Here is a 26,558-nt window from a genome sequence, read left to right on the forward strand (position 1 = left end):
CTGGTCCGAGCCCGCGGCATCACCCCGCTGATCGCCCGCCGCGGCGTCGAACACGGTTCCGGTCTGGGCAAGATTCGCTGGCCAGCCGAACGCACCTTCACCTGGCTCAAAAGTTCCGCAGGTTACGCATCCGCACCGAACGCCGAGCCCACATCCACCAAGCCATCCACAGCCTCGCTTGCACGATCATCTGCCTACGCAAACTCATTCTGAACTGATGCTGAGCGGCGCTTACGAGACGTGCACGTGCCGAAGGACGTCCACCACCGGGTCGAGCCGGGTGTCGGCCGTGCGGCGGAGGAGGAAGGTGGTCAGTTTCGCGGCCAGGTCGTCGATCGGCAGGACGGCACATTCGGTCGGGTCGAGCGCCAGTACGGTCGCCGATTCGACCGGCGCCAGTGCAAAGCTCTTGGTGCCGCGCAAGAAGATCAGCAGGCCGCTGATGTCGGAGAACTGGGCCTCCGGGTCGATCAGCACGCCCTTGGTCGCGAGCTGTTCGGCCCGGCGCGCGCCGAGGTCCCAGTGCCGCGGGCCCTGGAGGTACTGGAAGCCCCGCAGGTCGGCCAGGGTCAGTGACGTCCGGCCCGGGAAGCGCGACACGTCCACCACCGCGCCGAGCGCTTCGCGGTACAACACGATCGTGGACAGCCGGTCGTCGCTCGTGCCCAGATGGGACACCGCGAGGTCGAGCGAGTTGCTGAGCAGCGCCGATTCCATGTCCAGCGACGGCATCTGCCGGAGCACGAACCGGTACGTGCTGTCCAGGTCCCGGATCGAGTCGCTCAGCTGACGGCGGTGCCGCGGGTTGAGCACGTCGGGGATGGCGAGGCGGACGTCGGCGCGGTGGTCGCGGGAGCGCATCCGCGCGGGGATGGCGTCGAAGCCCGAAACGACCGATTCGGCGAGCGGCAGCAGGGCTTCCCCCGCCGCCGACAGCCGCGTGTGGTGCGTGGAGCGGTCGAACAGCGTTTCGCCCAGCTCGCGTTCCAGGTCGCGGATCCGCTGGCTGAGCGGGGGTACCGACATGTTCAGCGACCGCGCGGCACGGGTGAAGTTGAGCTCACGCGCGACCGCGAGGAAGTACCGCAGGTGGTGTATCTCCACGTCAGGAGCGTACCCACGGTGTTACCACGATGGTCATACCGTTCTGATGCACTCGGTCATTCCCCCTGCGCGAGCCGGGCCCGTATGGTCGAAAACGCCGGGTTGATCAACGGGGATGGGACGTATGGATCTCGAACTCTCCACCGAGGATGTCAAGTTCCGCGACGGGCTGCGCGAGGTGTTCCTCGGCGCCATCCCCGCCGAAATCCGCAAGCGCACGGCGCTCAGCGAGGTCACCCGCGACGACATCGTCACGAGCCAGCGGATCCTCAACGAGCACGGGCTCGCCGTACCGCATTGGCCGCAGGAGTGGGGCGGCCGCGGCTGGAGCCCCACGCAATCGCACATCTATGCCTCCGAGCTGCAGCGCAACGCCGTGCCGACCCCGCTCGCCTTCAACGTCAGCATGGTCGGCCCGATCATCGCGGAGTTCGGCAGCGACGAGCAGAAGCAGAAGTTCCTGCCTGCCACCGCGAACGTCGACATCTGGTGGTCGCAGGGCTTCTCCGAGCCGGAAGCCGGGTCCGACCTCGCCGGCCTGCGCACCACCGCGCGCCGAGAGGGTGACCACTACGTCCTCAACGGGCAGAAGACCTGGACCACGCTCGGCCAGTACGGCGACTGGATGTTCGTGCTCGCGCGCACGAACCCGGACGCACCGCGCAAGCAGCAGGGCCTGTCTTTCCTGCTGCTCGACCTCACCACGCCGGGCATCGAGCGCCGTCCGATCAAACTCGTCGACGGCAGTGCCGAGGTCAACGAATTCTTCTTCGACAACGTGGTGATCCCGGCGGAAAACCTCGTCGGCGAAGAGAACAAGGGCTGGACGTACGCGAAGTACCTGCTCGGCAACGAGCGCAACGGCATCGCCCAGGTCGGTACCTCGCAGCGGGTGTACGCGGACCTCGCCGCGGCCGCCGCCGACCTGCCCACCGAGACCGGAACGCTCGCGCAGGACCCGGAGTTCCGCGCGGCCATGCACAGTGCGAAGACGTCGCTGCTCGCGCTCGAGGCAACGCAGCTGCGGGTCACCGGGGCGTCGGAGAACGGGCAGGCCAGCCCGGTGTCGTCGCTGCTCAAGTTGGAGGGCACGCAGACCCTGCAGGCGCTCACCAAGCTGCGCATGCGCGCGGCGGGTGCGGACGGGATGCTGCTGGACACCGAGTCGCCGGTGCAGGCGGGCGAGGCGGCGGCGGTGGCCGCGGCGCAGTACCTGAACCAGCGCAAGCTGTCGATTTTCGGTGGTTCCAACGAAATCCAGCGCGGCGTGATCGCCAAGACGATCCTCGGCCTGTAAGGGACGGCTCATGAACCTCGAATTCAACGAAGACCAGCGGCTGCTCTTCGAGACCGTCGACACCGCGGTGGGCCGGGGCTATCCGGCAGGCGGCCGCGCAGCCGCGACGAGCAGCGAACTCGGCTGGAACGACCAGGTCTGGAACACCCTCGGCGAGCTGGGCCTCACCGGGCTCACCATCACCGGCGAGCACGACGGCGCGGACGCCGGGCCGGTCGAGGTGTACGCGACGCTGGAGGCAATGGGCAAGCACGCGGCGGCCGAACCGTTGCTGGACGGCGTTTTCCTGCCGTCGTGGCTGATTGCCGCGCTCGGCACCGACGATCAGGTCAAGCAGCTGCTGCCGGTGCTCGCGAGCGGTGGCACCACGATCGCGGTCGCGCACGCCGAACCCGCGCGGCCGTGGGGCGTCGCGCCTTCGGTCACCGCAACCGGGTCGGCGCTCACCGGCGTGAAGTCGCCGGTCCGGAATGCCGATCAGGCGGACAAGTTCCTGGTCACCGCGGTCGATGAGAACGGTCGTGCCGGGGTGTACCTGGTCGAGGCGACTGCGGACGGCATCAGCCGCACCGATGGCCGCGCGGCCGACTGGGGACACACGTCTCAGGTCGAATTCTCGGGGACCCCAGCGGTTTTGCTCGGCACCGGCGACGCGGACGCGGTCGCCGCGCTGCGCACCGCCTTCGCGCGGGCGCGGGTCGCGGTGACCGGCGAGGCGATCGGCCTGATGGAGACCGGTCTCGCGATGACGGTCGAATATCTCAAGTCCCGCAAGCAGTTCGGCGTGCCGTTGTCGACGTTCCAGGCGCTCGTGCACCGCGCGGCGGACCTGTACGCGAAGGTCGAGCTGGCTCGTTCGCTGGCGCTGTGGGCAACCGCGAGCGTCGAGGCTTTCGACGCCGGGGCGGAGGTCGATCTCGAAACCACCGCGGATGACGCCTTTGTGTTCATCTGCGACGCGGCGACCGCGGCGGCTGAGGAGATTGTCCAGCTGCATGGCGGGATCGGGATGACGTACGAGTCGGAGGTCGCGCATCATGCGGCTCGGCTGATCGCGATCACGGAGAGCTTCGGCGGTGTTTCGGCGGCTCGGCGTCGGGCCTTGGGGTCGGAGTCGTTGCTGCGGGCACCGTCTGCGTTGCTGAACAATGCGGATGTGGTTACGGCGTAAGGAAAACTAGGCCGCAATCCCGCGGAGGATCATGTCCAGCACGTTCAGCATGCGTTCTTCCAGGTCGAACGGCGCCGGTTCGGTGTCGATCCAGGCGCTGAGGGTCGCGAAGTAGGACGTGGCCAGCAGTAGTCCGGCCTGTGCCGCGTCGATGTCTGCGCGGATTTCCCCGGCCACCTGCGCGCGGGCGACGAAGGTGCCGAACTGGCGGGCCAGTTCTGGGTTGCCGAAGATGTTGGTGGAGTGCACGGCCGCGCCCATGCAGGCGACCGTTTCGGCTCGCGTGTCCACGCTGATGCGCGCCAGCTCGACCAGGTAGCGGCGGAGCATGTCGCGCAGTGGCCGGTCTTCGAGGTGCTCGGTGCGCACTGCCGTCATCGCGCGTTCCCGGCGGCGCAGGCTCCACTCGTCGATGAACGCCGTCTTGCGCTGGAAGTGGTTGAACACGGTGGCGCGCGCGGTGTCGGCACGCTCGGCGATGTCCTCCATGGTCGTGTTGTCGTAGCCGCGTTCGACGAACAGTTCCACGGCCGCGCGGAACAGCCGGTCGCGGCGTTCCTGCCGCTGCCTGGTGCGCCGGTCGGCCACCGGATGGGGATTCGCTTCTGCCGTCATGTCTCGCAGTCAACCAGTGACCGCATCACTCCTCACCTCGGGCTTCACCCTTGACGTCGGCGGTGCTGTGTCGTAGCTTACCATCTTGTTGGACTTGCGTCTAAATACGGACCCTGATCCAGGGAGGCAAAGTTGCGCCTGGTCACGTACGAATCCGCATCCTCCGTCCGGCTCGGAGTGCTGCACGGCGACACGGTGGTGGACCCCGCGCGGGTGCTGCGCGCCGAGCGGGCCGCGCGCCGGGGCTCGTCCGCCGCGGGGGACGCACCGGAGGTCCCGGCCGAGATGGTCGCGTTCTTCGAAGGCGGCGCCGAGGCCCGTGGCCTGGCCGAACGTGCGCTGGCCGCGGCCGGCGCGGCGGCTTCCCGGGGCCAGGAACTCGTCGACGACGGGCATCCGGCGGTGCTTTCGCAGGCCGACGTCCGGCTGCTCGCGCCGGTCCCGCGCCCGCGCCGGATCCGCGACTACCTCACCTACACCCAGCACGCCGCCGGCTCCGGGCTCAAGGTTCCGCCGGCGTTCGAGGCGATGCCGATCTGCTACAAGTGCAACGTCGAGACGGTGATCGGGCCGGACGAGCCGCTGCTTTGGCCGTCCTACACCGCGCAGCTCGACTTCGAACTCGAGCTCGGCTTCTTCACCTCCGGCGGTGGCCGTGACCTGACGCCGAAGGAGGCCGCCGAACGCATTGCCGGCGTCACGATTTTCAACGACGTCAGCGCCCGCGACATCCAGTTCTTCGAGATGAGCCTGACGATCGGGCCGTCCAAGGGCAAGGATTTCTGCACGGCAATGGGTCCGTGCGTGCTCACCATCGACGAGGTCGACGAATGGGCGGTGCAGATGTCGGCCTCGGTCAATGGGGAGGTGTGGGCTTCGGGGTCCACAAAGGAGCGGCAGTTCTCGTTTGCCGAGGTGCTGGCGTGGGCGTCGCTGGACGAAACGGTGTACCCCGGCGAATTCTTCGGGCTGGGCACGGTCGGCGGCGGTTGCGGGCTGGAACTTGACCGCTGGATCCGGCCCGGTGATGTCGTGGAACTGGCTGCCTCCGGGGTCGGCGTACTGCGGAATCCGGTCGGGCAACGGAAAACTCCACCGGACGGCGCCGGGGTGGCGTCCTATCAGGGCTCGCCCGAGGTGCACGTCAAGTGAACGGAGGTACGTGGTGACAACCGGATTTCCCCGTCTTCCCGAGGATGTCCCCTATCTGAAAGGACATCATCGGCTCACCGAACACTGTTCGGCCTGGCTCGTGCCGGACGGAACCTGGGGCTGGAGCAACGCCGGTCTGATCACCGGGTCCGGCGAAGCACTGCTCGTGGACACGCTCTTCGACGTCCCGATGACGCGCGAGATGCTGGACGGCCTGCGAGACAGCACAGTGGACAGTCCAATCCGGACAGTGGTGAACACGCATGCCAACGGCGACCACTGGTTCGGCAATGAACTGGTCGCCGACGCGGAGATCGTCGCCTCCGTGGCAACGGCCGGGGAAATGCGGACCAACGGCCCCGATCTCATTCGTGGGCTGCTGAAGCACGAGGGCCCGCAGGGCCGGTTCGCCCGGCACATCTTCGCCCCGTTCGACTTCGAGACGATCACGCCCACCCCGGCGACGAAGACGTTCAGCGGCAAGCTGGAGCTGGACGTCGGCGGCGTCGTGGTGGAGGTGCATTGCCTCGGCCCCGCGCACACCGCCGGGGACAGCGTGGTGCTCGTGCCAGGAGAAAGCGTGCTGTACGCGGGTGATCTGCTGTTTATCGGCGGTACCCCGATCAGCTGGGCAGGTCCGGTGTCGAACTGGATTGCCGCATGCGACGCAATGCTCGCGATGGACGCCGAGTTCATCGTCCCCGGCCACGGCCCGGTCACCGACGAGAACGGCATCCGCGCCGTTCGCGACTATCTGGAGTGGGTGAAGTCCGAAGCCGCCGAACGGCACCAGCGCGGCATGTCCGCGGAAGACGCGATGCGCGACATTTCGCTGGGCCGCTTCGCCGCGCTGGACGAGCGGGGCCGGATCGCGCAGAACGTCCTTGCGGTGTATTACGAACTCGACCCGGACATGGAGCGGGTGGACACCCGGGAGGTGTTCCGCCGGATTGCGGAGCTGGAAGGGTTTGCGTGAGCGCCGCCGTTCAGCGTGCCCAGGTCACCGGCAGCCGCACCGGACCGTAGATCGACGCGTTTTCCGGCACGTCGATCTCACTGGACGGCACGGCAAGACGCAGGTCCGGGAACCGATTGAACAGCTCGGACAGCGCAACCCGCATCTCGACGCGAGCGAGCTGCTGCCCGAGGCATTGATGCACCCCGTGGCCGAAGCCGATCTGGCCGGTCGCCTTGCGGGTGATGTCGAGTACCTCCGGGTCCGGGAACTTCTCCGGGTCGCGGTTGGCGACTGCGATCGAGAACGTGATGCCGTCGCCTGCTTTGATGGTCACGCCGCCGATCTCGATGTCCTCGAGTGCGGTGCGGATCGGCCCGATGTGGATCACGCTGAGGTAGCGCATCAGCTCCTCGACCGCATTCGGGACGAGCTCCGGGTCGGCTCGCAGTTTCGCGAGCTGCTCCGGGTTCTCCAGCAGCGCGAAGGTGCCGAGCGCGATCATGTTCCGGGTGGTCTCGAACCCGGCGACGAGCAGCATCATGCCGATGTTGGCGAGCTCCTGGGCGGTCAGCACGTCCGCGTGGATGAGGTCGGACAGCAGGTCGTCGCCCGGGTTTGCGCGCTTGGCCTCGACCTGCTCGGCGATGAAACCGACCACGCTCTGGGTGGCGGCGAGCCGGTCGTCCATCGGCACGTCGTTGCCGAACATGACCGACGTATGCCGGTGGAACTCGTCGCGCCGCTCGTACGGGGCGCCGAGGAGTTCGCAGATGACCAGGGTCGGGATCGGCCGCGCAAACGCTTCCACCAGGTCGACCGGCCCGTCTGCCCGCGCGGACACCCGCTTGTCGGCGAAAATCGCCCGCGCCTCGTGGTACCCGCTCACGAACCAGCCCGCGCTGCCGTCCGGGTACGTCATGGGCTCGATCGGAGCCCGCCCGCGCTGCGCCGGCGGCGGATCGAACGGACATCCGCCCCTTTCGAGCGGAAGTCCTGCCTGCTGGGTCATCTTCGCTCCTCCCTCCCTGCGGTACTTCAGAAGGTACACATATTTCACAAACTTGTGAAGCAAATGTCCATGCTGAAGTGCCGATGGGGAGAGATTCACCGTCCTGGCTTACGCCGTGAGTACTGCGTCCAGCGGCTCAGGGTCGCGCCCGGTTTTCTGCACGACCACCGCGCGGGCCGGGTCGTGCTGCGCGAGTCCGGATCCACGCAGAACCGCACCTTCAAGCAGTTTGCCGAGGAGTACCTGTCTGGTTCAGCGTGACCGGGAGCCGCACCGGCCCGTAGATCGAGGCGCCTTCGGGCAGTTCGATTTCGCTCGCCGGGACGGCCAGCTGCAGGTCGGGGAATCGGGTGCACAGCCCGGGCAGTGCGATGCGCAGTTCGACGCGGGCGAGTTGCTGGCCGAGGCATTGGTGTACGCCGTGGCCGAAGCCGATCTGACCGGTCGCTTTGCGGGTGAGGTCGAGCACTTCCGGGTCGGGGAACTTCTCCGGGTCGCGGTTGGCGACCGAGAGGGAAAGGGTGATGCTTTCCCCCGCTTTGATCGTCACCCCGCCGATTTCGATGTCCTCGAGTGCGGTGCGGATCGGTCCGAGGTGGATCACGCTGAGGTAGCGCATCAGCTCCTCCACCGCGTTCGCGGTGAGGGCCGGGTCAGCGCGCAGCAGGGCGAGCTGGTCCGGGTGCTCCAGCAGGGCGAAGGTGCCGAGCGCGATCATGTTGCCGGTCGTCTCGAGGCCCGCGACGAGCAGGGCCATCCCGATGTTGGTGAGTTCTTCCCCGGTCAGCACGTCGTGCCGGATGAGGTCGGACAGCAGGTCGTCGCCGGGGTCCTTGCGCTTGGCCTCGACCTGCTCGGCGATGAAGCCCAGCACGTGCTGGGTCGCGGCAAACCGTTCGTCCGGCGGCACATCGGTGCCGAACACGAGGGCGGTGTGCTTGCTGAACTCGTCGCGCCGCTCGTACGGGGCGCCGAGGAGTTCGCAGATGACCAGGGTCGGGATCGGCCGCGCAAACGCTTCCACCAGGTCGACCGGCCCGTCCCCGTGCGGACACGCGGTTGTCCGCGAAGATCGCCCGCGCTTCACTGAATCCGCTGACGAACCAGCCGGAGCTGCCGTCCGGATACGTCAGCCGGTCGATCGGGGCCCGCCCGCGGTGAGCCGGCGGCGGATCGAACGGACACGTGCCCCTCTTGGTCGAAAGTCCTGTCTGGCTGGCCATGAGGGCGAGGCTAGTGACGCTGACCGGCGGGTGCCCGTGCACGGAAACATTGCGCCCGTTTGTGCCGGGTTTCCTTCACGGAATGCGGCTAACGCCGATCGGCGGCGGCCAGGGCAGGCACCAGAGGTTCGAGGGTGCGCCGCAAGAGATCTCCCAGTGAGCCGGTCACCACGACGAGCCCGCTGCCCGTGGGCCGGGTCCACTGTTCCAGCGCGACCCGGACCGCCGCGGCGACGCTGGCCGCCAGCACCCGCGCGGTCGATTCGTTGCCGGTTCGGGCGGAAATGGCTTCGCACAACGGGTTTTCGAGGGCGGCCGGGGCGTCGAGGAACGCTTCCCGCAGGCCGGGGTTCGTGGTGATCAGCAGGAGCGCTTCACGGCTCTGCGCGCCGGGATCTGTGTACTGCTCGGCAATCGCGTCGAGCACGGCGTCGGCCAGTCGCGTGTCAGGTGAGCGCGCGGTGATGGCGTCGGCGATCCGTCCCTCGCGTTCGGCCGTGACCGCCGCGACGATCGCTTCCTCGCGGCTGGAGAAGTAATTGTTGTACGTGCGCGGCGAGACCCCGGCTGCTTCGGCGATGTCGTCGACCCGCACGTTCGCCGGTCCGTGCTCGATCGCCAGCCGCAGGGCCGCCTCGCGCAGCGCGACGCGGGTGGCCTGCTTCTTCCGTTCGCGCAATCCCGTCACGACGCAATCCTCTCAGAATTTCTGCGCGAACGCAAACTTGCGTGCACGCAAAAATCTCCGGTAAGCTCGGCCCCATGCGAGCCAAGGGAATGACCTACGACACCGGATTCGTCCGCAATGGACACTCCGCACGAGAACCCTTCGACCCCGAGGTGGTACAACGAGAACTGGCCATCATCCGAGACGACCTCCACTGCACCGCCATCCACCTCATCGGTGGCGACCCGGCCCGTCTCGAACAAGCCGCCGGATGGGCAGCCGACCTTGGCCTGGAAGTCTGGTTCTCGCCTTACCCCCTGGACCTGACAACGGACGAGATCCTGGCACTCTTCACCGACTGCGCCGAACGAGCCGAACGCCTGCGGGAAACCGGCGCCGACGTCGTATTCGTCACCGGGGTAGAGCTGAGCATCATGAACAAGGGCTTCCTCCCCGGCAACGACGTCCAGGAACGACTCGACGGACTGTTCGTCGACCCCAAGGGCAAATTCGCCGAAGTGAGCAAGCGGCTCAACACCTTCCTGGACACCGCCGTCCGCGAGGTGCGAGCGCGCTTCCACGGCAAGGTCACCTACGCGTCCATCCAGTTCGAGCAAGTGGACTGGACCAGGTTCGACTTCGTCACAGTGGAGCTGATCCGCTCCGCCGAAGTCGCCCACGTGTTCCGGGAAGGCGTACGAACCCTGGTAGCGCAAGGAAAACCAGTGGCAATCACCGGCTTCGGCACCGCAACCTGGCGCGGGTCCGGCGACGTAGCCCCGCGCAGTATGGAAATCGTCGAGTACGACAAGGAAACCGGCCACCCGCTGCGCATCGACGGCCAGTATGAACGCGACGAGACCGGTCAGGCCACCTACCTCCGCGAACTCCTGGAGATCTTCGACGACGAGGGTGTCGACAGCGCGTTCGTGTTCCTCTTCGCCCTCTACGACTACCCGCACCGGCCGAATCCCGAGGACGACCTGGACCTCGCGAGCTTCGGCCTGGTCAAGGTGCTGGAAAACGGCGCCGGCTACCAAGGCCTGAACTGGGAGCCGAAAGAGGCGTTCGCCGCGGTCGCCGAGCATTTCAGCGGATGAATCCTTGACGCACCGGGGTTCGAACCGGTGAGATCCGCACATGACGAGCGCAGCAGGCACCCGGGTCATGGCCAAGGCGGCAGTGCGGATCATGCCGCTGCTGATGGTGCTGTACTTCGTCAACTATCTGGACCGCGTCAACATCGGGTTCGCCGGTCCCAACGGGATGAACCGCGAGCTCGGCCTCACCGCGACCGCGTTCGGCCTCGCGTCCGGGATCTTCTTCATCGGCTACCTGATCCTGGAGGTGCCGAGCAACCTGGCGCTGCACCGGTTCGGCGCGCGCCGCTGGATCGCGCGGATCATGATCACCTGGGGTGCGGTGGCGGTCGCGATGGCGTTCGTGCCCAATACCGCGACCCTGGTGGTGCTGCGGTTTCTGCTCGGTGTGGCCGAAGCGGGGTTCTTCCCGGGCATCATCCTGTACCTGACTTACTGGTTCCCGGCGGCGCAGCGGGCGAAGGCGGTCGCGCTGTTCATGTGCGCGGTGCCGGTTTCGAGCGCGATCGGGTCGACCGTGTCGAGTCTCCTGATCAGCGGCGGGCACGGGGTGTTCGGCCTGTCCAGCTGGCGGTTCATGTTCCTGGTGGAAGGCGTCCCGGCGATTCTGCTGGCCGTCGTGACGTGGTTTTTCCTCAGCGACCGGCCGGAAACCGCGAAATGGCTGTCGGCGGAGGAACGCGGCTGGCTCACCGCCGAACTGGACGCCGAACGCCGCGCCACCGAAGCCGAACACCACTGGCCGCTCCGGAAAGCCTTGACACACCCGAGAATCCTCGGCCTCGCCTTCGTCTATTTCGCGGTGGTCTACGGCCTGTACGCGCTGGGTTTCTTCCTTCCGACCATCATCGCCGGGTTCGGACAGGAATTCGGCACCAAGCTGTCGGTGTTCCAGGCGGGTCTGGTGAACGCAGTGCCGTACGTGGCCGGAGCGCTGGTGATGATCCCGTGGGCACGGCACGGCGACCGCACCGGCGAACGTACCTGGCATGTGGCGATCCCGATGCTCGTCGGCGGCGCGGCGATCCCCGTCGCGCTGTATCTGGGAAATCCGTACGCCACCATGACTGCCGTGACTATTTGCGCAATGGGAGTATGCGCGGCGTTGCCGACTTTCTGGGCGCTGCCGACGAATTTCCTGTCCGGCGCCGCCGCGGCGGGTGGAATTGCGTTGATCAACTCGCTGGGTAATTTGAGTGGTTTCGTGGCGCCGTACGTCACCGGCTGGCTGCGCGATCTGACCGGTACCCAGCGAACGGGTTTGTGGGTGGTCGGCGCCTGCATGGTGGCGGGTGCGTTGCTGGCAGTGGCGCTGGGCGCGAAGCCTAGGAAATCCGTCCCGTGAGCACCTGCACCTCGGTTTCGAAAAGCGCGTCCGCGTCGAGGTGCATTGCGGTGAAACCGCCGCCGATTTCGAGGCTCACGAACCCGTGCAGCCGTGACCACACGGCGACCGCCAGCTGAAACTGGTCGGTACCAGCGCTTCGGGCGGCGAGCACCTCGTCGTTTCCGTACGCCGCCGGGGAATCGCGCTGGTGCAGCACCCCCATCACCAGGCCCATCAGAGCCCGCGCGGCTTCGGCCAAGGGCTGGGCGTGCGCGTCGTACCCGGGGATCGGCGGCTTGAACAGCAGCTCGTACCGATGTGGTTCGGCCCGTGCCCAGGCGCGGTACGCGGCGGCCAGAAGCCGGATCTGCGCTTCGGCGTCCAGGCCGGGTTCGAGCACGCGCGCCATGGCGGCGTGCAGGTCGCCGTACGCGTCGATGACCAGAACGGTCAGCAGCTCGTCCCGGCTTGCGAAGTAGCGGTAGAGGGCCGGGCCGGACACGCCGAGGTGCTTGGCGATGGCGTTGATCGAGATCGCCTGCGCGCCGCCCTCGGCGAGCTGGGCGAGCGCGGCGGCTTTGACCTCCTCGCGCACCTGCTCGCGGAACCGCTCGCGCATCGGCTTGCGCGCGCCTGCTGCCGGCATCCCACCTCCTCGGGTGATCGGTTACAGGATTCACCACTCCGGTTGATTCTCCCCGTCACCCCCGCTCAGGCGCGTGCTTCGAAAGCCTCCTCCACGCCCAAGCGCTCGACCGGGGGGCCGGGTACGTCGACCGGCCCTTCGGCCGCCACGCCGTTGAGGAAGTGCGCGATGTGGCGCCGGGCGAGGTGTCCCCAGTTCAGCGCGGGTGTCATCGGCTGGGTGAGCAGCGCACTGAAGGTGATGATGTCGGTGGCGTTGATCGCCGCGCGGACGCTGCCGTCCTCGCGGCCGGTCGCGATGAAGAGGTCGAGCCGCCGGTAGATCGACTTTCTCGCTTCCACGGCTTCCGGGGTGACCAGCGGTGGTGCGCCGTGCAGGGGCAGGACCAGCTGGTCGGCGATGTCCATGCCGCCTTCGAGGTACCGGCCGACCGCCTGGAGCCCGGTGATGCCCTCGGTGGTTTCGATCTTGTCCAGTATCCCGTTGAGCATTCCGTACGCGCGGTACTCCAGCGCGTGCAGCAGCGCGTCGCGGTCGGGGTAGCTGCGGTAGAGCGTGCCGATCCCGAGGCCTGCCTCGGCGGCGATCGTGGCCAGCGGGACGCCCCGGCCTTCCCTGAGCATGGCCGAGACGGCCGCGGCGAGCAGCCGCTCGCGGTTCGCCTCGGCGTCCTTGCGGACCTTGCGGGGACGGGACATCGGTTCTCCTCGCCGTGGTGTGACGTTCGGCTCCTGGTGACTGGACAGTGTCGGTCAGCCTAGGCTAGTGTCGCATAAGCGGACGAAATGTTCCGGATTTTTACCGGCCCCGAACCCCCGCCGCCCCGCCGGGCGCGAGTTCGCCGCCGCTCGAGCAAGAAGGAGCAGACGTGGTCGATGTCGCAGTGACCCCGTTCGAGATCGAGGCGCGTACGCGGGCCGGCGATCTGGTCCGGGCCGACGTGTATCTCCCGGAGGGCGTTACCGGGCCGGTTCCCGTGCTGCTGGGCGCTTCGCCGTACCAGAAGTCGCTCCGCTGGCTGCCCCCGCACCCGATCTTCCCGTTCACCGAGTACGGCCCGATGCAGTTCTACCTCGACCACGGTTACGCGTACGTGGCCATGGATCTGCCCGGTACCGGCCGCTCCGAGGGCACCTGGGACCCGGTGTCGCGGCAGGAGGGCGAAGCCATCCACGACCTGATCGAGCACCTGGCCGGGCAGGAGTGGTCCACCGGCGCGATCGGCATGATCGGGATGTCGCACTACACCTGGAGCCAGTGGAACGCCGCGCGCACGCGTCCGCCGCACCTCAAGACGATCGTCGCCTACGACGGTGCCACCGACATGTACCGCGACTGGATGTACCACGGCGGAATCCCTACCACACAAGGGTTTTTCGCGTCGTGGCTGTTCGGCTCGGTGCTCGTGCAGCACCAGCTCAACGGGATCGACTTCGAGGTCGGTGACAAGCACCAGTTCGTCTACGAGGCGCTCCGGCATCCGCTCGACGACGAATGGCAGCGCCGCCGGTCGCCGTACTGGGAGCTGGACCAGGTCGACATCCCGGTGTTCTCGGTCGGCGTCTGGGGCAAGGGCTCCCTGCATTTGCGCGGCAACTTCACCGGGTACGAGCGCGTGAAGGGCCCGAAGCAGCTGCTCGTCGCGCATCCGGACAGCTTCGCCGGTGCCCAGCAGTACTTCTTCGACGAGGAGTTCCACCGCGCCGAGGTGCTGCCGTGGTACGAACATCACCTCAAGGGCGTCGACAACGGCGTGATGGACCGGCCGAACGTGCGGTTCTTCGTCAACAACGAGAACGTCTACCGCGAGGCCGAAACCTGGCCGCCGCCGGACGGGCAGCCGAGCGCCTTCTACCTCTCCGGTGTCCACAGTGGAACGGTGACGTCGCTCAACGACGGTTCGCTCACCGAGGAAAAGCCGGTCGTGGCCGAGGAGAGCACGTCATGGTCCTATCCGGACCCGCAATGGCGGGCCGGGGTCACGATCTTCGATCACGAGGGCAAACCGGACCACACCGCGCGGGTCAACACGTTCACGTCCGCGCCGATGGACCGTGACCGCGAGTTCACCGGACAGGGCGTGCTGACCCTGCACGCGTCCAGTGACCAGGAAGACCTGGACCTGATCGTTTCGCTTTACGTGGTACCGGAATCCGGGCGGCCGAAGCGGGTCAGCCAGGGCTGGCTGCGGGCTTCGCACCGCGCCGAAGACCCCGATCTGACCACGCCGCTGCGGCCGTTCCACTCGCACCAGAAGGTGGAGCCGCTCACGCCGGGGACGGTGTACGAGCTGCGGGTGGAACTGCTGCCGATGTCGTTCCTCGCCCGGGCCGGCGACCGGATCCGGCTCACCGTCAGCAATCACGACTCCGCGATCCTCGATGCGCCGATGACCCACTTCTACGGCCAGAAGGTCGGCACCGACACCTATCACCACGACCAGGTCCACCCGTCCGCTCTCGAACTCCAGGAACGTCCACGATGATCACTGTTGCCGGGGCCACCGGAAATGTCGGTAGCCGCATTGTCCGTATCCTGCGCGAACGCGGCGAACGGGTACGCGCACTCGTCGGCCCGGGGGAGAACCCGCCGTGGCAGCCGAGCGAAGACCTCGAGGTCGTGGAGACGAGCTTCGACGACAAGGAGGCCATCGGCCGGGCGGCCGAGGGAGCCGACGGTTTCTTCCTGATGTCGCCGCCGAACGTGCGGCAGGTCGAGTGGCAGCGCACACAGGTCGACGCCGCGAAACGGGCCGGTGTGGCGCGCGTGGTCAAGTTGTCGGCCTACGACACCGGTCCCGATTCCGAGTGGACGCTCGGCCGCTGGCACTGGGACGGCGAGATCGCGCTGCGCGAAGCCGGGCTGCCGCACGCAATCCTGCGGCCGCAGTACTTCCAGGAGAACCTCCTCATGAACGAGGCGGCCCTGCGTACCGGACGCCTCACCACGTACATCCCCGACGACCGCAAGGTCGGCGCCGTGGCGGCCGACGACATCGCGGCCACCGCGGCGGCATTGCTAACCACCGAACCGCTCGACGGCCAGGTGGTCACGCCCACCGGACCGGCCGCGTTCACCACCCGCGAGGCCGCCGATGCGGTGGCGGAGGTGCTGGGCTTCCCGGTCGAGGTCGACTACGTCGAACCGGAGCGGGCGTGGCGGGAGCTGCGGGCGGCCGGATGGCCCGACTGGCGCATCGCCGACCGGCTCAACATCTGTCTTTTCGCTTCGCCGGAAGTCAACGACGACGTCCGGCGCGTGGGCGGGCAATCGGCGCACACCTTCGCCGAAACCGTCCGCACCCGTTTTGCCTGACCTGTCAACCCCGTTGTCCCACAAGGAGAATCCCATGACATTCAGCACGCTCGTCCCGGAAGACACCGCGGTCCTGCTGATCGACCACCAGGACGGCACGATGAGCTGGGTCGGCTCGATCGACCAGAACGTGATGAAGGCCAACGCCGTCGCGCTGGCCCGGGTCGCCGACGCGCTCAAGATGCCGCTCGTGCTCACCTCGTCGCTCGAGGACCACGCGCAGGGCCCGCTGGCCAAGGAGTTCGAGGAGCACGTGCCGGAGGACTACGCCAAGCGGATCAAGCGCATCGGCGTCGTCAACGCCTGGGACGACCCGGCATTCGCCGCCGCGGTCGAGGCGACCGGCAAGCGCACTCTCGTCATTGCCGGTGTCACCAACGATGTCTGCACTGTCTACCCGACGATCACCGCGCTCGAGCGCGGCTACGCCGTGCACGTCGTCGCGGATGCGGGTGGCTCGCCGAACAAGATCGCCGACGACGCCGCGCTGCGGCTGATGGAGAATGCCGGCGCGCACATCGTGTCCACGAACATGGTCCTCACCGGGCTCGCGCGTGACTGGAGCACGCCGGCCGGACAGGCCGTGCTGCCCGTCGCGGCTTCGCTGATTCCGGCGTGACGTGGAGACACTTCCGGAAGGCTTTGCCCGTCGCAGTGCCGAGGTCAACGGCACCACGCTGAGCTACCTGGCCGGCGGCGAGGGCGATCCCCTCGTGCTGCTGCACGGCTGGCCGCAGACCGCTCGCGCGTGGCTTCGCGTCCTCGAACCGCTTGCCCGGGAAGGCTTTTCGGTAGTGGCGCCGGACCTGCGCGGACTCGGTGAGTCCGCGCGGGCCCGGTCCGGGTACGACAAGGACAACCAGGCCGAGGACGTGTACGCGCTGCTCGGCTCGCTTGGTCTGGACCACCGTGTGCACATCGTCGGGCACGACATCGGCGCGATGGTCGCCTTCGCGTACGCGCGCCGGCACCCGGAGTCCGTCGAACGGCTCGTGCTGGCCGACGTCGCCATCCCCGGCCTCGGTCTCGAACGGGCGATGGACGTCGCCAACGGAGGCCGGTGGCACTTCGGGCTGTTCATGACGCCGGAGATGCCGGAGCTGTTGTTCGCCGGGCATGAGCACGAGTTCTTCCGCAAGTGGTTCTCGGACCTGTCGGCCACGCCGGGTGCCATCGACGAGGAGACGATCGCGGAGATCGCCCGGTCGTACTCCGGGGTCGAATCACTGCGCGCCGGGTTCGAGCACTACCGGACCCTGCTCGCCGACGGCGAGGTCAACCGCACGTGGTTCGAGAACGGTGGCCGGCTGACCATGCCGGTACTCGCCATCGGCGGCGAACACGGGGCGGGTACCCGGCTCGCGGCGGGTGTGCGGCCCGCAGTACCCGGAGTCGTCCCGGCGGTGGTGGCCGGAAGCGGGCATTTCGTCGCGGAGGAGGACCCGGCGGAGTTCCTGTCGATCCTGGTGCCGTTCCTGCACGGCAAGCCTGCGGTGGACACCGTGTCGGCCTGATGGCTAGAGTGAGCGAAGCGGATGAAATCATCCGCTTCGTTTTCTTGTGCCCTAGGGAGAAACCGATGACTGCGTCCGTCCCGCCCGACGACCCGGCCAGGGAACTCACCGTCGCCCGGCCGAGTGACGATGCGAGCCTGAAGCACATTGCCCTCGTCGGTGACATCTACACCATCCTGGTGTCCGGCGAACAAACCAACGGCCGCTACTGCCTGATCGACATGCAGGTCCCCCCTGGCGGCGGCCCGCCACCGCACCGGCACGACTTCGAGGAGATGTTCACCCTCATCGAAGGCCAGCTGCGCTTCACCTTCCGCGGCGAGGAAACCATCGTGAACGCGGGCGAAACGGTGAATGTACCGGCCAATGCCCCGCATTTCTTCCACAACATCTCCGACAAACCTGCCCGCATGTACTGCATGTGTACCCCGGCCGGACAGGAAGAATTCTTCCTCCGGGTCGCGGACCCGGTGCCGAGCGTGAACTCGGCACCGCCGCATCTGACCGAGGCGGAAATGGCCGAGCGGGGGAAGCTGGCGCAGGAATTGGCACCGGAGTACCACACGGAACTGTTGTAACCCCTCCGGGTGGACTGGCAACCCTGCCCGCAAGTACTGCCGGTGCCACCCCGGCGGGACAGGAAGGGTTCTTCCTCCGGGCGGCGGACCCGGTGCCGAGCGTAAGTTCGGCGCCACCGCACCTCCCGGAGGAAGAACATGGCCGAACCAGAAGCATCTCGGGGTCCCCGTCTCGTCGCGGCCTGCTGGACCACGGCGGGCGACGTGGCGCCGGGGGACGTCGACGCGGTGAGCCCGGTCGAGTTCTCCGCGCGGGTGGCCGCTGCCGCCGCGGCCGGGTTCACCGGGCTCGGGCTGAATCATCCGGACCTCGTCGCGGCACGGGACCGCCACGGTGATGCCGGAATGCGGGCGATCCTGTCCGGGCACGGGATCGACCATCTGGAGCTGGAGGTCCTCACCGGCTGGTACGCGACCGGGCCGGAGCGCGCGGCGGCGGACGAACGACGCCGGACGCTGCTGGACGCCGCGGAGAAGCTGGGCGCGAAGCTGGTCAAGGTCATCGCCGGGATCGGGGCGTCCGGCGGGGAAACCGGGCCCGTCGTCGAGGCGTTCCACGAGCTGGCCGCTCTCGCCGCCGGCGCGGGTACCCGGATCGGCATCGAACCCGTTGCGGTGTGCGAGATCGCGACCCCGGCACAGGCGCTGGACCTCGTCCGGGCGGCCGGGCATCCGGCGGGCGGGGTCGTACTGGACAACTGGCAGATCGCCCGCGCCGGCGTGGACACCGCCCGGCTGCGGGATTTCCCGGCCGAATGGATCGCGTCGGTCGAGCTGTCCGACGGCCCGCGGGTACCGACGGTGGATTTCGTCGACGATTGCTACCACCACCGCGGTTTGCCGGGATCGGGTGAGCTAGAGGTGACGGATTTCGTGGCCGCGGTGCGGAAGACCAGGTACGCCGGGGTGTGGGGAGTGGAGATTCTCGACGCCGGGTACCGCACGCAGCCGGTCGAAGCTGCCACCGCGTCGGCTTACGAGGCGGCGATCGCGGTTCTCTGACCGGCTGCGCGGTGTTCGCTCGGCCTTATCCCGCGTCGCCGCTTGAATGCGACGCTGAGCGCAAATGTGTTGGCATGACCCACTTTGCGCGCGATGGTGTCCACTGTGTACTCCGTGCTGCGCAGCAGATCGGCGGCGAGGGAAAGCCGCCAGCCGGTGAGCGCTTCCGCACGTACGCGCCGGATGACCTGGTCCGGCGCCCGCTGGAGCTATTCCAACACCAACTACGTGCTGGCCGGTCTGCTCATCGAGGCGGTCACCGGGCATTCCTACGCCGACGAGGTAACACAACGCATCCTGCGCCAGGGCCGTCATCAGGTGCTCGACGTCACCCGCGTGAACCCGTCCTGGGCCTCCGCGGCAGGCCCGGCCGCAGCCGAGCGCCTGCAGGAGAAAGTCGACACGGTGGTCAAGACCGCCTTGTGCGGGTGATCAGCGAGGCGTCCGGCCGAGGAGCGCGACCAGCTGGTGCAGCGGCGGTGCATCGTCGGCGACCGGGACCGCCGGTGCGAACGGGCTCCGGCCCGGCGGGACGTCGGCGAGCTTGGCCCGGGTGAACGCCACTTCCGGCGCCACCACGTCGTCGGGGTACTTCGGCTGCTGACCGGTGGCCTCGGCCAGGTCCCAGCCGTGCGTGACCTCCTCGACGATCCGCAGGTGCAGCGCGGCAATCCCGGGTACCTCGCCCGCCGGGACCCGGATCACCCGGTCCAGTGCGCCCGGCAGGCGGAATGCGGCGACGAGGGCGTCGGCCGCGCGGCGGTAGGTCGCGGCCGGGTCGTCGCCGAGCACGTCGGCCTGCTTCGGGTCGAGTGAATGTGCCTCGCCGCTGCCGCGCAGCACGTCGGCGAAGAGCCGGTTCCCGAGGACGACGTGTCCGACCAGCTCGCGCGCGTTCCACTCCGGGCACGGCGTCGGCGCCGTCCACCGGTCCGGCGGGACGGCCGCGACCAGCGCGGCAGTGGAGTCGAGGACGGTGGCCAGGTGGTCGACAGGGTTCATGGGTTCGCCTTTCTCCGGGTACGAGTGTGCAGACCCCGCCGGACCCGGAAACGGAACGGTGCGTGGCAGGATGCGGAGGTGAGCCAGGACACGCTCGACCGCGCGCGAGCCGGGGACGAGCATGCCTTCGGTGAGCTCGTCGAACCGTACCGGCGTGAGCTGCAGGTGCACTGTTACCGGATTCTCGGCTCCCTCACCGACGCCGAGGACATGCTCCAGGAGACGCTGCTCGCGGCGTGGCGCGGTCTCGGCGGGTATGCCGGGCGGGCGTCGGTCCGCACGTGGCTGTACCGGATCGCCACCAACCGCTGTCTCAACGCGCTCCGCGATGCCGGACGGCGCATCCCGGCCGAGCCGTCGCCGCCGTTCACCCCGACCGAGCCGAGCCGCCGTACCGAGGTGACCTGGCTGCAACCGGCGCCGGACGCGATGCTGGAGCACCTTTCCGACCACGAGCCGGGTCCGGCTGCCCGCTACGGCGCGAAGGAATCGCTCGAGCTGGCGTTTGTCGCTGCGCTGCAACACCTTCCGCCGCGACAGGCCGCGGTCCTCGTGCTGCGCGACGTGCTCGGCTACTCCACCACCGAGACCGCGGATCTGCTCGACACCAGCGCGATCGCGGTCAAAGGCGCCCTGCAACGCGCCCGCACGCAGCTGCGGCAGAGCTACGAACCCGCGCCGCCCGCACCGGAGGAACGCGAGGTCGCGCAGCGGTTTGCGGACGCGTTCAGCGAAGGCGACGTCGAGCGGGTCGTCGCGCTCCTCACCGACGACGGGTGGCTGGCCATGCCACCCGCACCGCACGAGTACACCGGCCCGGCCGTGGCCGAGTTCCTCACGATGTTCGGCGAATGGCGTGGACCCCGTCGGTTCCGGCTCCTCCCGACGCGCGCCAACACCCATCCGGCCTTCGGCTGCTACCTCACCGAATCCGCCGGAACCGTGGCGTACCCCGCCGGAATTCTCGTCCTGACACTGCGCGGCAACCGAATCCGCACGGTCACCTGGTTCCTTGACCCGACGCTCGTCACGCGCTTCGGACTCCCCGGGCAGGTGCCGTGCTGACCACCCTGGCGATCGAGAACTACCGCTCGCTGCGCGCCTTGGTGCTGCCGTTGTCGCAGCTCACCGTGGTGGTCGGGGCGAATGGCACGGGCAAGTCCAGCCTGTATCGCGCGTTGCGGCTGCTCGCCGACGCCGGGCGCAACGGCGCGGTCGCTGCTTTGGCGAGCGAGGGCGGGCTGCCCTCGACGCTGTGGGCCGGACCGGAGACGATCGGCCGCGCCGTCCGCGAGGGGCGGACGCCGGTGCAGGGCGTCCAGCGGACGAAACCGGTCGCTTTGCGGCTCGGCTTCTCCGGCGACGAGTTCGGCTACGCCGTCGACTTCGGCCTGCCGATTCCGGCCAAGACGGCTTTTCATCTCGACCCGGAGTACAAACGGGAATGCGTGTGGCACGGCCCGGTGCTGCGGCCGTCGACCCTGCTCGCCGACCGCGCCGGACCGCGAGTCCGCCTCCGCGGCGACTCGGGCTGGACCGACAGCGGCCACTCGATCGCCCTCACCGACAGCATGCTGAGCGAATTCGCCGACCCCCGGCTGTGCCCGGAGTTGCTGATCGTGCGCGAACGGGTCCGCGGATGGCGGTTCTACGACCAGTTCCGCATCGACGCCGCCGCCCCAGCCCGGCAAAGCCGCATCGGCACCCGAACCTGGGCCCTGGACCACGACGGCGGCGACCTGGCCGCCGCCCTGTGCACCATCCAGGAGTCCACCGACGCCGACCTTCTCGCCACGGCAGTCGACAACGCCTTCCCGCGCTCGTCGATCGAGGTCACCGCCAGCGACGGCCGCTTCGAACTGCGCTTCCACCAGCACGGTCTGCTCCGCCCGCTGAACGCAACCGAACTTTCCGACGGCACGCTGCGGTATCTGCTGTGGGTGGCGGCGCTGCTCAGCCCACGGCCGCCGGAACTGCTGGTACTGAACGAACCGGAGACGAGCCTGCATCCGGAGCTGTTGCCTGCGCTGGCCGCGCTGATCACTGCTGCGGCGCGGAAAACGCAGCTGCTGGTGGTGTCGCATGCGCAGCTTTTGGTGCGTGCGCTGGAGGACGCGTCGGTGCTGGAACTGGAGAAGGAGTTCGGAGCGACGGTGGTTGCGGGACAGGGCCGGTTGGACCGCCCGGCGTGGCAGTGGCCGAAGCGCTGAGTGGCTACCTGGGGCGCCGCAGCGGGCGGTAGGGCGGGGGAACGGGAAGCCGTAGGAGCCGTCCGATCCGGCCCGGCCTAGGTGCTGCAGATCCGCTACCGGACTCTTCGGAGGCAGTCGGCGTTCCTGGGTGTGGGTGGCGTGTGGCTCAGCCCGCAGCCGCCCGGACTGCGGGTGTTGACTTGTTACCTTGGGCGTCGGGCGGTAGGACGGGGGAGCAGGAGCCGTCCGATCCGGCCTGGGCCGAGGTGGTGCAGATCTGCCACTTGCTCAGCTCGCGGCCGCCCGCACTGCGGGTGTTGACCGCTACCTGGGGCGCCGCAGCGGGCGGTAGGGCGGGGGAACGGGAAGCCGTAGGAGCCGTCCGATCCGGCCTGGGCCCAGGTGTTGCAGATCCGCCACCGCGGTGGGTTCGTGGCGGGCGCAGGCGGCCAGCACACCGAACAGGAACATCGTCACGATCAGCGACGTGCCGCCGTAGGACACCAGTGGCAGGGTCACCCCGGTGACCGGCAGCGCGTTCACCACGTACCCGATGTTGATCGCCGCCTGTGCTACCAGCAATACCGTGATTGTCGCGGCGACGCTGCGGATCCAGGGGTCCAGGTTGCGCGTCGCGATGCGGAGGCCGACCAGGGTCAGCCCGACGAACAGCAGCAGGACCACTGCGCAGCCGAGGAAACCGAGTTCCTCGCCGATGAGGGCGAAGATGAAGTCGTTCTGTACGTTCGGCAGGTACTTCCACTTCGACGCGCCCTGCCCGAGCCCGACGCCGAACAGTCCACCCTCGGCGAGTGCGTACTGCGCTTGCACTGCTTGGTACCCGGCGCCGGAAGTGTCCGCGTCGGGGGAGAAGAACGACAGCACCCGCGCGAGCCGGTATTGCGCGACCAGCGCCAGCACCACGAACCCGGCTACGCCGCCGGCCAGCAGGGCGCCGAACAGCCGTCCTGGGGCGCCTGCGAACCACAGCAGGGTGAGCAGCACGATGCCGAGCGAGATGGTGCCGCTGAGGTTCGGCTGGGCCATCACCAGGGCGAACATCAGCAGCGCGACCGGTACCAACGGCACCAGCAGGTGCCGCCAGTGATGCAGCAGCCGGGCTTTCACCACCAGAATGTGCGCGCCCCACAAGGTCAACGCGACTTTTGCGATCTCGACCGGTTGCACGGTGAGCGGGCCGAGCGCGAACCACCGTTGCGCGCCGTTCACGGTGGCGCCGAGCGGGGTGATCACCAGGACGAGCAGTACCAGCGCGACGATCATCAGCTTCGGTGAGAGAGATCTGATGCGTCGCAACGGAATCCGCAACCCGGCCCACAACGCGACCAGCCCGATCGCGACGAAGATCAGCTGCCGCACGAAGGTGCTGTACACCCCGCCGGGCTGGGCCGACGACGCCGACAGCACCATCACGACCCCGAGCAGCGTCAGCAACCCGCACAGCGCGAGCACCAGGTGGAACGACGCCAGCGGCCGCGACAGCCATCCGACGACCGCCACCCAGGCCCGCGATTCTCGCGAGCGTTCCCGAGAACCGCGATCAGCACCCACGACGCGAGTCTCCCCGTGCCGCCCTGACAGAATGCTGAGTGACCCAGGTCACAAAAGCGGACTGTCGAGAACGCCGCCCCGGCTCCGTCCCCGGGGCGACCAACCCGCCGACCAAGGAGGCCGACCGTGGACCAGCACCGGATCGCCGAGATCCTCGACCGCCCGCTCAGCCAGGAGCTGCTCGCCCGCGACGTGCTGCGGCTGGCCTACGTCGCCGAGGACGGTACGCCTCGCAACGTCCCGATCTCGTTCGTGTGGAACGGGTCCCAGATCGTCATGTGCACCACCGTGAACGCTCCGAAACTGCCGTCGCTGCGGGCGAACCCGATGGTCGCGCTCACGATCGACACCGAGGTCCACCCGCCCCGGATCCTGCTCCTCCGCGGCCGGGTCGAAACGGACTACGTCGAGGGCATCCCGGACGAGTTCCTCCAGATCAACGGCAGCTACCGGATGACGCCCGAACAGCGCGTCGAATGGGAGGCCGAGGTCCGCTCGCTCTACGAGGGCATGGTCCGGATTCTGGTGACCCCGACCTGGGTGAAGCTCATCGACTTCGAGGACACCCTGCCGAGCGCGGTCGAGGAACTCGTCCGGCAGCGGGACGAGCGGCAGCGCGCCTAGCGGATCGGTCCGAGTGCATCGGCCCCGGCCTGGGCGAATGCCTCGTCCTGGGCGCCGGACGGGGCGCCGGCCACGCCGATCCCCGCGATCGGCGTCGTGCCCGCGTCCACCGGGACCCCACCGGCGAGGAACAACGTGCCTTCGATGTCCTTCAGCGTCGGGGCCTGCTGCAGGCGGCCGACGAGGTCCGACGTCTTGGCGTTCCACGACACCGCGGTGAACGCCTTCTCCTCCGCGGACGAGTACGACTGCGGGCCCGCGCCGTCGCCGCGCAGGGTGACCACGGTGTTGCCGTTCCGGTCGACCACCGCGACCGACACGTGCTGACCCGCCTTCTCGGCCGCACTGAGCGCGGCCTGCGCGGCCTTCTGCGCGGATGCGATCGACAGGTGTGAGGTCTGGACCAATCCCGCGGGCGCGGGGGCCGCCGGGGTGGCCGCGTTGGCGGCGAGGGCGCCGGAAGTGGCCGCCCCGATCACACCCAGACCAGCGACGACGGTGGCGATCCGGGCTTTGGCGGTGAACTTCTTCATCACATGCTCTCCTGAGTTGTCGGTGATGGGTCCATCGTGTGCCGCGCGGACCCCTCCCGAGATCGGAGTCCCGGCTCGGTTCGCGGCGAGGATCGGCCGACCCGGATGTCATCCGATCGGCTGATGCCGAGCCCGTCCGCGCAGGTCAGGCTCGACGATCGAGGAGGAGGTGACGGATGACCGACCGGGACGCGCGCTGGCTGGCCGCGATCATGCACACGGCGTTCTTCCTGCTGCTGGTCGCGTCGGTCGTGCGGTTCCTCGACCACCACCACGGCGAACCGGCCGCGCCGTGGGTGATCGGGCTGACCGGCTGCCTTGCCGCGGGGTACGCCGTGGGGCTGGTGCTGGGGGTCACCGGGCCGGAGCAGGTTTCGGTGCCGTACCTGGCCTGGCTCACCACGGTGACCGCACTGTGGGTGGTGCTCGTGCTGCTCGCGCCCAGCTTCGCGTGGTGCGCGATCCCGTTGTTCGTCACCGGGTTGCGCACCCTGCCGACGGTTCCGGCGCTGGTGCTGGTCGCTGTGGTCACCGCGCTGGTCGTGATCTCGCAGAACCGGCTCGCGACCGGCTTCGACCCCAACCTGACGATCGTGCCGCTGGCCGTCGCCGCCGTCACCGCCGCGGTGATCACCTACCTGCGGCGCCAGGCGGTGCGGCTACGGGAAACCGAGCGGCGCGCCGGAATGCTGGCCGAGCGGCAGCGGTTGTCGCGGGAGATCCACGACGCGCTCGCGCAGGGGCTGTCCAGCCAGGCGATGCTGCTGCAGGCGGCCGACCGGGCGTGGGCCGACCCGGATCTTGCGCGTGAGCATGTGCATGCGGCACAACGCATCGGGGCCCGAAACCTGGCCGAGGCACGGAGTCTCGTCCAGGATCTCGCCCCGGCCGACCTCGACGGCCATTCGGTCGAGGAAGCCCTGCGGAACGTGGCCGGACGGGAAGCGTTGCCGGTGCGGGTCCGGGTCGACGGGACCGCTCGCGCATTACCCGGCCGGGTGCAATCCACGTTGGTGCGGATCGCGCAGGGTGCGCTGGCCAACGTCCGGGAGCACGCGGACGCGTCGGGGGTGGCGCTCACGCTCACCTACCTCGACGATGAGGTGGTGCTGGACATCACCGACGACGGCCGCGGCTTCGACCCGGGCGGGCCGGGCACCGACGCCGCGGGCCGCGGCCACGGCCTGCCCGCGATGCGCGCCCGGGCCGCGCAACTGGGCGGGCGGCTCACCGTGGAATCCGCGCCCGGTCAGGGAACCGCCATCTCGGCGGCGATTCCGGTGGGCCGAAGCCATGACTGACCGGCCGATCCGCGTCATCCTCTGCGACGACCACGCCATGGTGCGCGCCGGGTTGCGGGCCCTGCTGACCGGGTCCGATATCGAAGTGATCGGCGAAGCCGCAACCGGGCAGGAAGCCGTCTCCATGGCCGCCGCGCTGCACCCGGACGTGGTCTTGATGGACCTGCAGCTCGGCGACGGCATGGACGGCGTCGAGGCGATCCGGCGGATCCGGGCGGCCGAGCCCGCCCCGCGCGTGCTGGTGCTCACCACGTACGACACCGACGCCGACATCACCCGCTCCGTCGAGGCCGGAGCCACCGGCTACCTGCTCAAGGCCGAATCGGCCGACGAGCTTTACGCGGCAATCCGGTCGGCTGCCGCGGGCCGCACCACGTTGTCGGCTCCGGTGGCCGGGCGGATGCTCGCCCAGCTGCGCGCGCCCCGCCCGACGCTCACCGACCGGGAGCTCGACATCCTCGGCCAGCTTGCGCAGGGGCTGGGCAACCGCGAGATCGCGCGCCGGTTGTTCATCAGCGAGGCGACGGTCAAGACGCATCTGGGGCGGATCTACGAAAAGCTGGGCGTGGACACCCGCGCGGGCGCCGTCGCGGTGGCGAAGGAACAGCGGCTACTGTCGTGACGCTTTGACCTGCCGTCCGGCTTTCCACACTCCG

28 protein-coding genes and 2 pseudogenes are annotated in these 26,558 nt (G+C 68.6%); 19 read left to right on the forward strand and 11 right to left on the reverse strand.

The window, feature by feature from the left end; all coding sequences use genetic code 11:
• Window positions 1-218, forward strand: a pseudogene (locus tag OO71_RS51845) (transposase); the annotation flags it as partial.
• A gap of 13 nt (window positions 219-231) precedes the next feature.
• On the opposite strand, the gene OO71_RS44735 reads toward OO71_RS51845, so the two are convergent.
• Window positions 232-1,104, reverse strand: coding sequence for a LysR family transcriptional regulator (locus tag OO71_RS44735; protein ID WP_033296207.1), 873 nt, complete (start codon window positions 1,102-1,104; stop codon window positions 232-234).
• Between the two features lie 124 nt (window positions 1,105-1,228).
• On the opposite strand from OO71_RS44735, the gene OO71_RS44740 reads away from it, so the two are divergent.
• Together OO71_RS44740 and OO71_RS44745 are read left to right on the forward strand one after the other, a co-directional pair.
• Window positions 1,229-2,401, forward strand: a complete 1,173-nt coding sequence (locus tag OO71_RS44740; protein WP_033296208.1) for an acyl-CoA dehydrogenase family protein — start codon at window positions 1,229-1,231, stop codon at window positions 2,399-2,401.
• Window positions 2,402-2,411: 10 nt separating this feature from the next.
• Window positions 2,412-3,572, forward strand: coding sequence for an acyl-CoA dehydrogenase family protein (locus tag OO71_RS44745; protein WP_033296209.1), 1,161 nt, complete (start codon window positions 2,412-2,414; stop codon window positions 3,570-3,572).
• Between the two features lie 6 nt (window positions 3,573-3,578).
• Here OO71_RS44745 and OO71_RS44750 read toward each other — a convergent pair whose 3' ends face one another.
• Window positions 3,579-4,187, reverse strand: coding sequence for a TetR/AcrR family transcriptional regulator (locus OO71_RS44750; RefSeq protein WP_033296210.1), 609 nt, complete (start codon window positions 4,185-4,187; stop codon window positions 3,579-3,581).
• Between the two features lie 132 nt (window positions 4,188-4,319).
• Here OO71_RS44750 and OO71_RS44755 point away from each other — a divergent pair, with 132 nt between their 5' ends.
• Window positions 4,320-5,339, forward strand: coding sequence for a fumarylacetoacetate hydrolase family protein (locus OO71_RS44755; protein ID WP_033296211.1), 1,020 nt, complete (start codon window positions 4,320-4,322; stop codon window positions 5,337-5,339).
• 13 nt (window positions 5,340-5,352) lie between these two features.
• The gene (locus OO71_RS44760) at window positions 5,353-6,315 is read left to right on the forward strand and encodes an MBL fold metallo-hydrolase (protein WP_084145767.1); all 963 of its coding nucleotides are present in this window, start codon (window positions 5,353-5,355) and stop codon (window positions 6,313-6,315) included.
• Between the two features lie 10 nt (window positions 6,316-6,325).
• On the opposite strand, the gene OO71_RS44765 is transcribed toward OO71_RS44760, so the two are convergent.
• The 3 genes and pseudogenes from OO71_RS44765 to OO71_RS44775 form a co-directional block, all read right to left on the reverse strand.
• Window positions 6,326-7,306, reverse strand: coding sequence for a cytochrome P450 (locus OO71_RS44765; protein WP_033296212.1), 981 nt, complete (start codon window positions 7,304-7,306; stop codon window positions 6,326-6,328).
• A gap of 220 nt (window positions 7,307-7,526) precedes the next feature.
• Window positions 7,527-8,529: pseudogene (locus tag OO71_RS44770) on the reverse strand (cytochrome P450).
• A gap of 88 nt (window positions 8,530-8,617) precedes the next feature.
• The gene (locus OO71_RS44775) at window positions 8,618-9,217 is read right to left on the reverse strand and encodes a TetR/AcrR family transcriptional regulator (RefSeq protein WP_033296213.1); all 600 of its coding nucleotides are present in this window, start codon (window positions 9,215-9,217) and stop codon (window positions 8,618-8,620) included.
• A 74-nt stretch (window positions 9,218-9,291) separates the two neighbouring features.
• Here OO71_RS44775 and OO71_RS44780 point away from each other — a divergent pair, with 74 nt between their 5' ends.
• Both OO71_RS44780 and OO71_RS44785 read left to right on the forward strand, forming a co-directional pair.
• Complete coding sequence (locus tag OO71_RS44780) at window positions 9,292-10,296, forward strand: glycoside hydrolase family 113 protein (RefSeq protein ID WP_033296214.1); 1,005 nt, start codon at window positions 9,292-9,294, stop codon at window positions 10,294-10,296.
• A 40-nt stretch (window positions 10,297-10,336) separates the two neighbouring features.
• On the forward strand, window positions 10,337-11,641 hold the full coding sequence (locus OO71_RS44785; RefSeq protein WP_033296215.1) for an MFS transporter: 1,305 nt from the start codon (window positions 10,337-10,339) through the stop codon (window positions 11,639-11,641).
• On the opposite strand, the gene OO71_RS44790 is transcribed toward OO71_RS44785, so the two are convergent.
• On the reverse strand, window positions 11,622-12,269 hold the full coding sequence (locus tag OO71_RS44790; protein WP_033296216.1) for a TetR/AcrR family transcriptional regulator: 648 nt from the start codon (window positions 12,267-12,269) through the stop codon (window positions 11,622-11,624). The two genes, OO71_RS44785 and OO71_RS44790, sit on opposite strands and share 20 nt — an antisense overlap.
• 65 nt (window positions 12,270-12,334) lie before the next feature.
• Window positions 12,335-12,967 carry a TetR/AcrR family transcriptional regulator gene (locus tag OO71_RS44795; protein WP_051793198.1) on the reverse strand — a complete coding sequence of 211 codons (633 nt, stop codon included), beginning with the start codon at window positions 12,965-12,967 and terminating at the stop codon, window positions 12,335-12,337.
• Window positions 12,968-13,137: 170 nt separating this feature from the next.
• On the opposite strand from OO71_RS44795, the gene OO71_RS44800 reads away from it, so the two are divergent.
• The 6 genes from OO71_RS44800 (at window position 13,138) to OO71_RS44825 (ending at window position 18,678) form a co-directional block, all read left to right on the forward strand.
• Window positions 13,138-14,754, forward strand: coding sequence for a CocE/NonD family hydrolase (locus OO71_RS44800; protein ID WP_033296217.1), 1,617 nt, complete (start codon window positions 13,138-13,140; stop codon window positions 14,752-14,754).
• Window positions 14,751-15,584 (forward strand): NmrA family NAD(P)-binding protein, encoded by an 834-nt coding sequence (locus tag OO71_RS44805; protein WP_033296218.1) that lies wholly within the window; start codon window positions 14,751-14,753, stop codon window positions 15,582-15,584. Before OO71_RS44800 ends, OO71_RS44805 begins: the two co-directional genes overlap by 4 nt.
• Window positions 15,585-15,618: 34 nt before the next feature.
• Window positions 15,619-16,203, forward strand: coding sequence for an isochorismatase family protein (locus OO71_RS44810; RefSeq protein WP_033296219.1), 585 nt, complete (start codon window positions 15,619-15,621; stop codon window positions 16,201-16,203).
• A gap of 1 nt (window position 16,204) precedes the next feature.
• Window positions 16,205-17,098 carry an alpha/beta fold hydrolase gene (locus OO71_RS44815; RefSeq protein WP_033296220.1) on the forward strand — a complete coding sequence of 298 codons (894 nt, stop codon included), beginning with the start codon at window positions 16,205-16,207 and terminating at the stop codon, window positions 17,096-17,098.
• A gap of 65 nt (window positions 17,099-17,163) precedes the next feature.
• Window positions 17,164-17,676, forward strand: a complete 513-nt coding sequence (locus tag OO71_RS44820; RefSeq protein ID WP_033296221.1) for a cupin domain-containing protein — start codon at window positions 17,164-17,166, stop codon at window positions 17,674-17,676.
• A gap of 138 nt (window positions 17,677-17,814) precedes the next feature.
• Window positions 17,815-18,678: a sugar phosphate isomerase/epimerase family protein gene (locus tag OO71_RS44825; protein WP_033296222.1), complete on the forward strand. Its 864-nt coding sequence runs from the start codon at window positions 17,815-17,817 to the stop codon at window positions 18,676-18,678.
• On the opposite strand, the gene OO71_RS52790 is transcribed toward OO71_RS44825, so the two are convergent.
• Window positions 18,651-18,863, reverse strand: a complete 213-nt coding sequence (locus OO71_RS52790; protein ID WP_342669995.1) for a helix-turn-helix domain-containing protein — start codon at window positions 18,861-18,863, stop codon at window positions 18,651-18,653. The genes OO71_RS44825 and OO71_RS52790 overlap by 28 nt on opposite strands.
• Here OO71_RS52790 and OO71_RS53530 point away from each other — a divergent pair.
• Window positions 18,772-19,110 carry a serine hydrolase gene (locus OO71_RS53530; protein ID WP_084145773.1) on the forward strand — a complete coding sequence of 113 codons (339 nt, stop codon included), beginning with the start codon at window positions 18,772-18,774 and terminating at the stop codon, window positions 19,108-19,110. The genes OO71_RS52790 and OO71_RS53530 overlap by 92 nt on opposite strands.
• Here OO71_RS53530 and OO71_RS44835 read toward each other — a convergent pair whose 3' ends face one another.
• Complete coding sequence (locus tag OO71_RS44835) at window positions 19,111-19,680, reverse strand: TIGR03086 family metal-binding protein (RefSeq protein WP_033296224.1); 570 nt, start codon at window positions 19,678-19,680, stop codon at window positions 19,111-19,113. It abuts the gene before it with no gap.
• 78 nt (window positions 19,681-19,758) lie between these two features.
• Between OO71_RS44835 and OO71_RS44840 the strand changes: the two genes are divergently transcribed.
• Window positions 19,759-20,745, forward strand: coding sequence for a sigma-70 family RNA polymerase sigma factor (locus tag OO71_RS44840; RefSeq protein WP_033296225.1), 987 nt, complete (start codon window positions 19,759-19,761; stop codon window positions 20,743-20,745).
• Window positions 20,739-21,890: an AAA family ATPase gene (locus OO71_RS44845; protein ID WP_033296226.1), complete on the forward strand. Its 1,152-nt coding sequence runs from the start codon at window positions 20,739-20,741 to the stop codon at window positions 21,888-21,890. Before OO71_RS44840 ends, OO71_RS44845 begins: the two co-directional genes overlap by 7 nt.
• A 306-nt stretch (window positions 21,891-22,196) precedes the next feature.
• On the opposite strand, the gene ftsW is transcribed toward OO71_RS44845, so the two are convergent.
• Window positions 22,197-23,444: a putative lipid II flippase FtsW gene (ftsW, locus tag OO71_RS44850; protein WP_051793200.1), complete on the reverse strand. Its 1,248-nt coding sequence runs from the start codon at window positions 23,442-23,444 to the stop codon at window positions 22,197-22,199.
• Window positions 23,445-23,570: 126 nt separating this feature from the next.
• On the opposite strand from ftsW, the gene OO71_RS44855 reads away from it, so the two are divergent.
• The gene (locus OO71_RS44855) at window positions 23,571-24,068 is read left to right on the forward strand and encodes a pyridoxamine 5'-phosphate oxidase family protein (RefSeq protein ID WP_033296227.1); all 498 of its coding nucleotides are present in this window, start codon (window positions 23,571-23,573) and stop codon (window positions 24,066-24,068) included.
• Here OO71_RS44855 and OO71_RS44860 read toward each other — a convergent pair.
• Complete coding sequence (locus OO71_RS44860) at window positions 24,065-24,601, reverse strand: GlcG/HbpS family heme-binding protein (protein WP_033296228.1); 537 nt, start codon at window positions 24,599-24,601, stop codon at window positions 24,065-24,067. The genes OO71_RS44855 and OO71_RS44860 overlap by 4 nt on opposite strands.
• 176 nt (window positions 24,602-24,777) lie before the next feature.
• On the opposite strand from OO71_RS44860, the gene OO71_RS44865 reads away from it, so the two are divergent.
• Both OO71_RS44865 and OO71_RS44870 read left to right on the forward strand, forming a co-directional pair.
• Window positions 24,778-25,902 (forward strand): sensor histidine kinase, encoded by a 1,125-nt coding sequence (locus tag OO71_RS44865; protein WP_033296229.1) that lies wholly within the window; start codon window positions 24,778-24,780, stop codon window positions 25,900-25,902.
• Complete coding sequence (locus tag OO71_RS44870; protein WP_033296230.1) at window positions 25,895-26,524, forward strand: response regulator; 630 nt, start codon at window positions 25,895-25,897, stop codon at window positions 26,522-26,524. Before OO71_RS44865 ends, OO71_RS44870 begins: the two co-directional genes overlap by 8 nt.
• Window positions 26,525-26,558 lie beyond the last annotated feature (34 nt).

The sequence above is a fragment of the Amycolatopsis jejuensis genome, from assembly GCF_000717335.1.
GTDB classification, from domain to species: domain Bacteria; phylum Actinomycetota; class Actinomycetes; order Mycobacteriales; family Pseudonocardiaceae; genus Amycolatopsis; species Amycolatopsis jejuensis.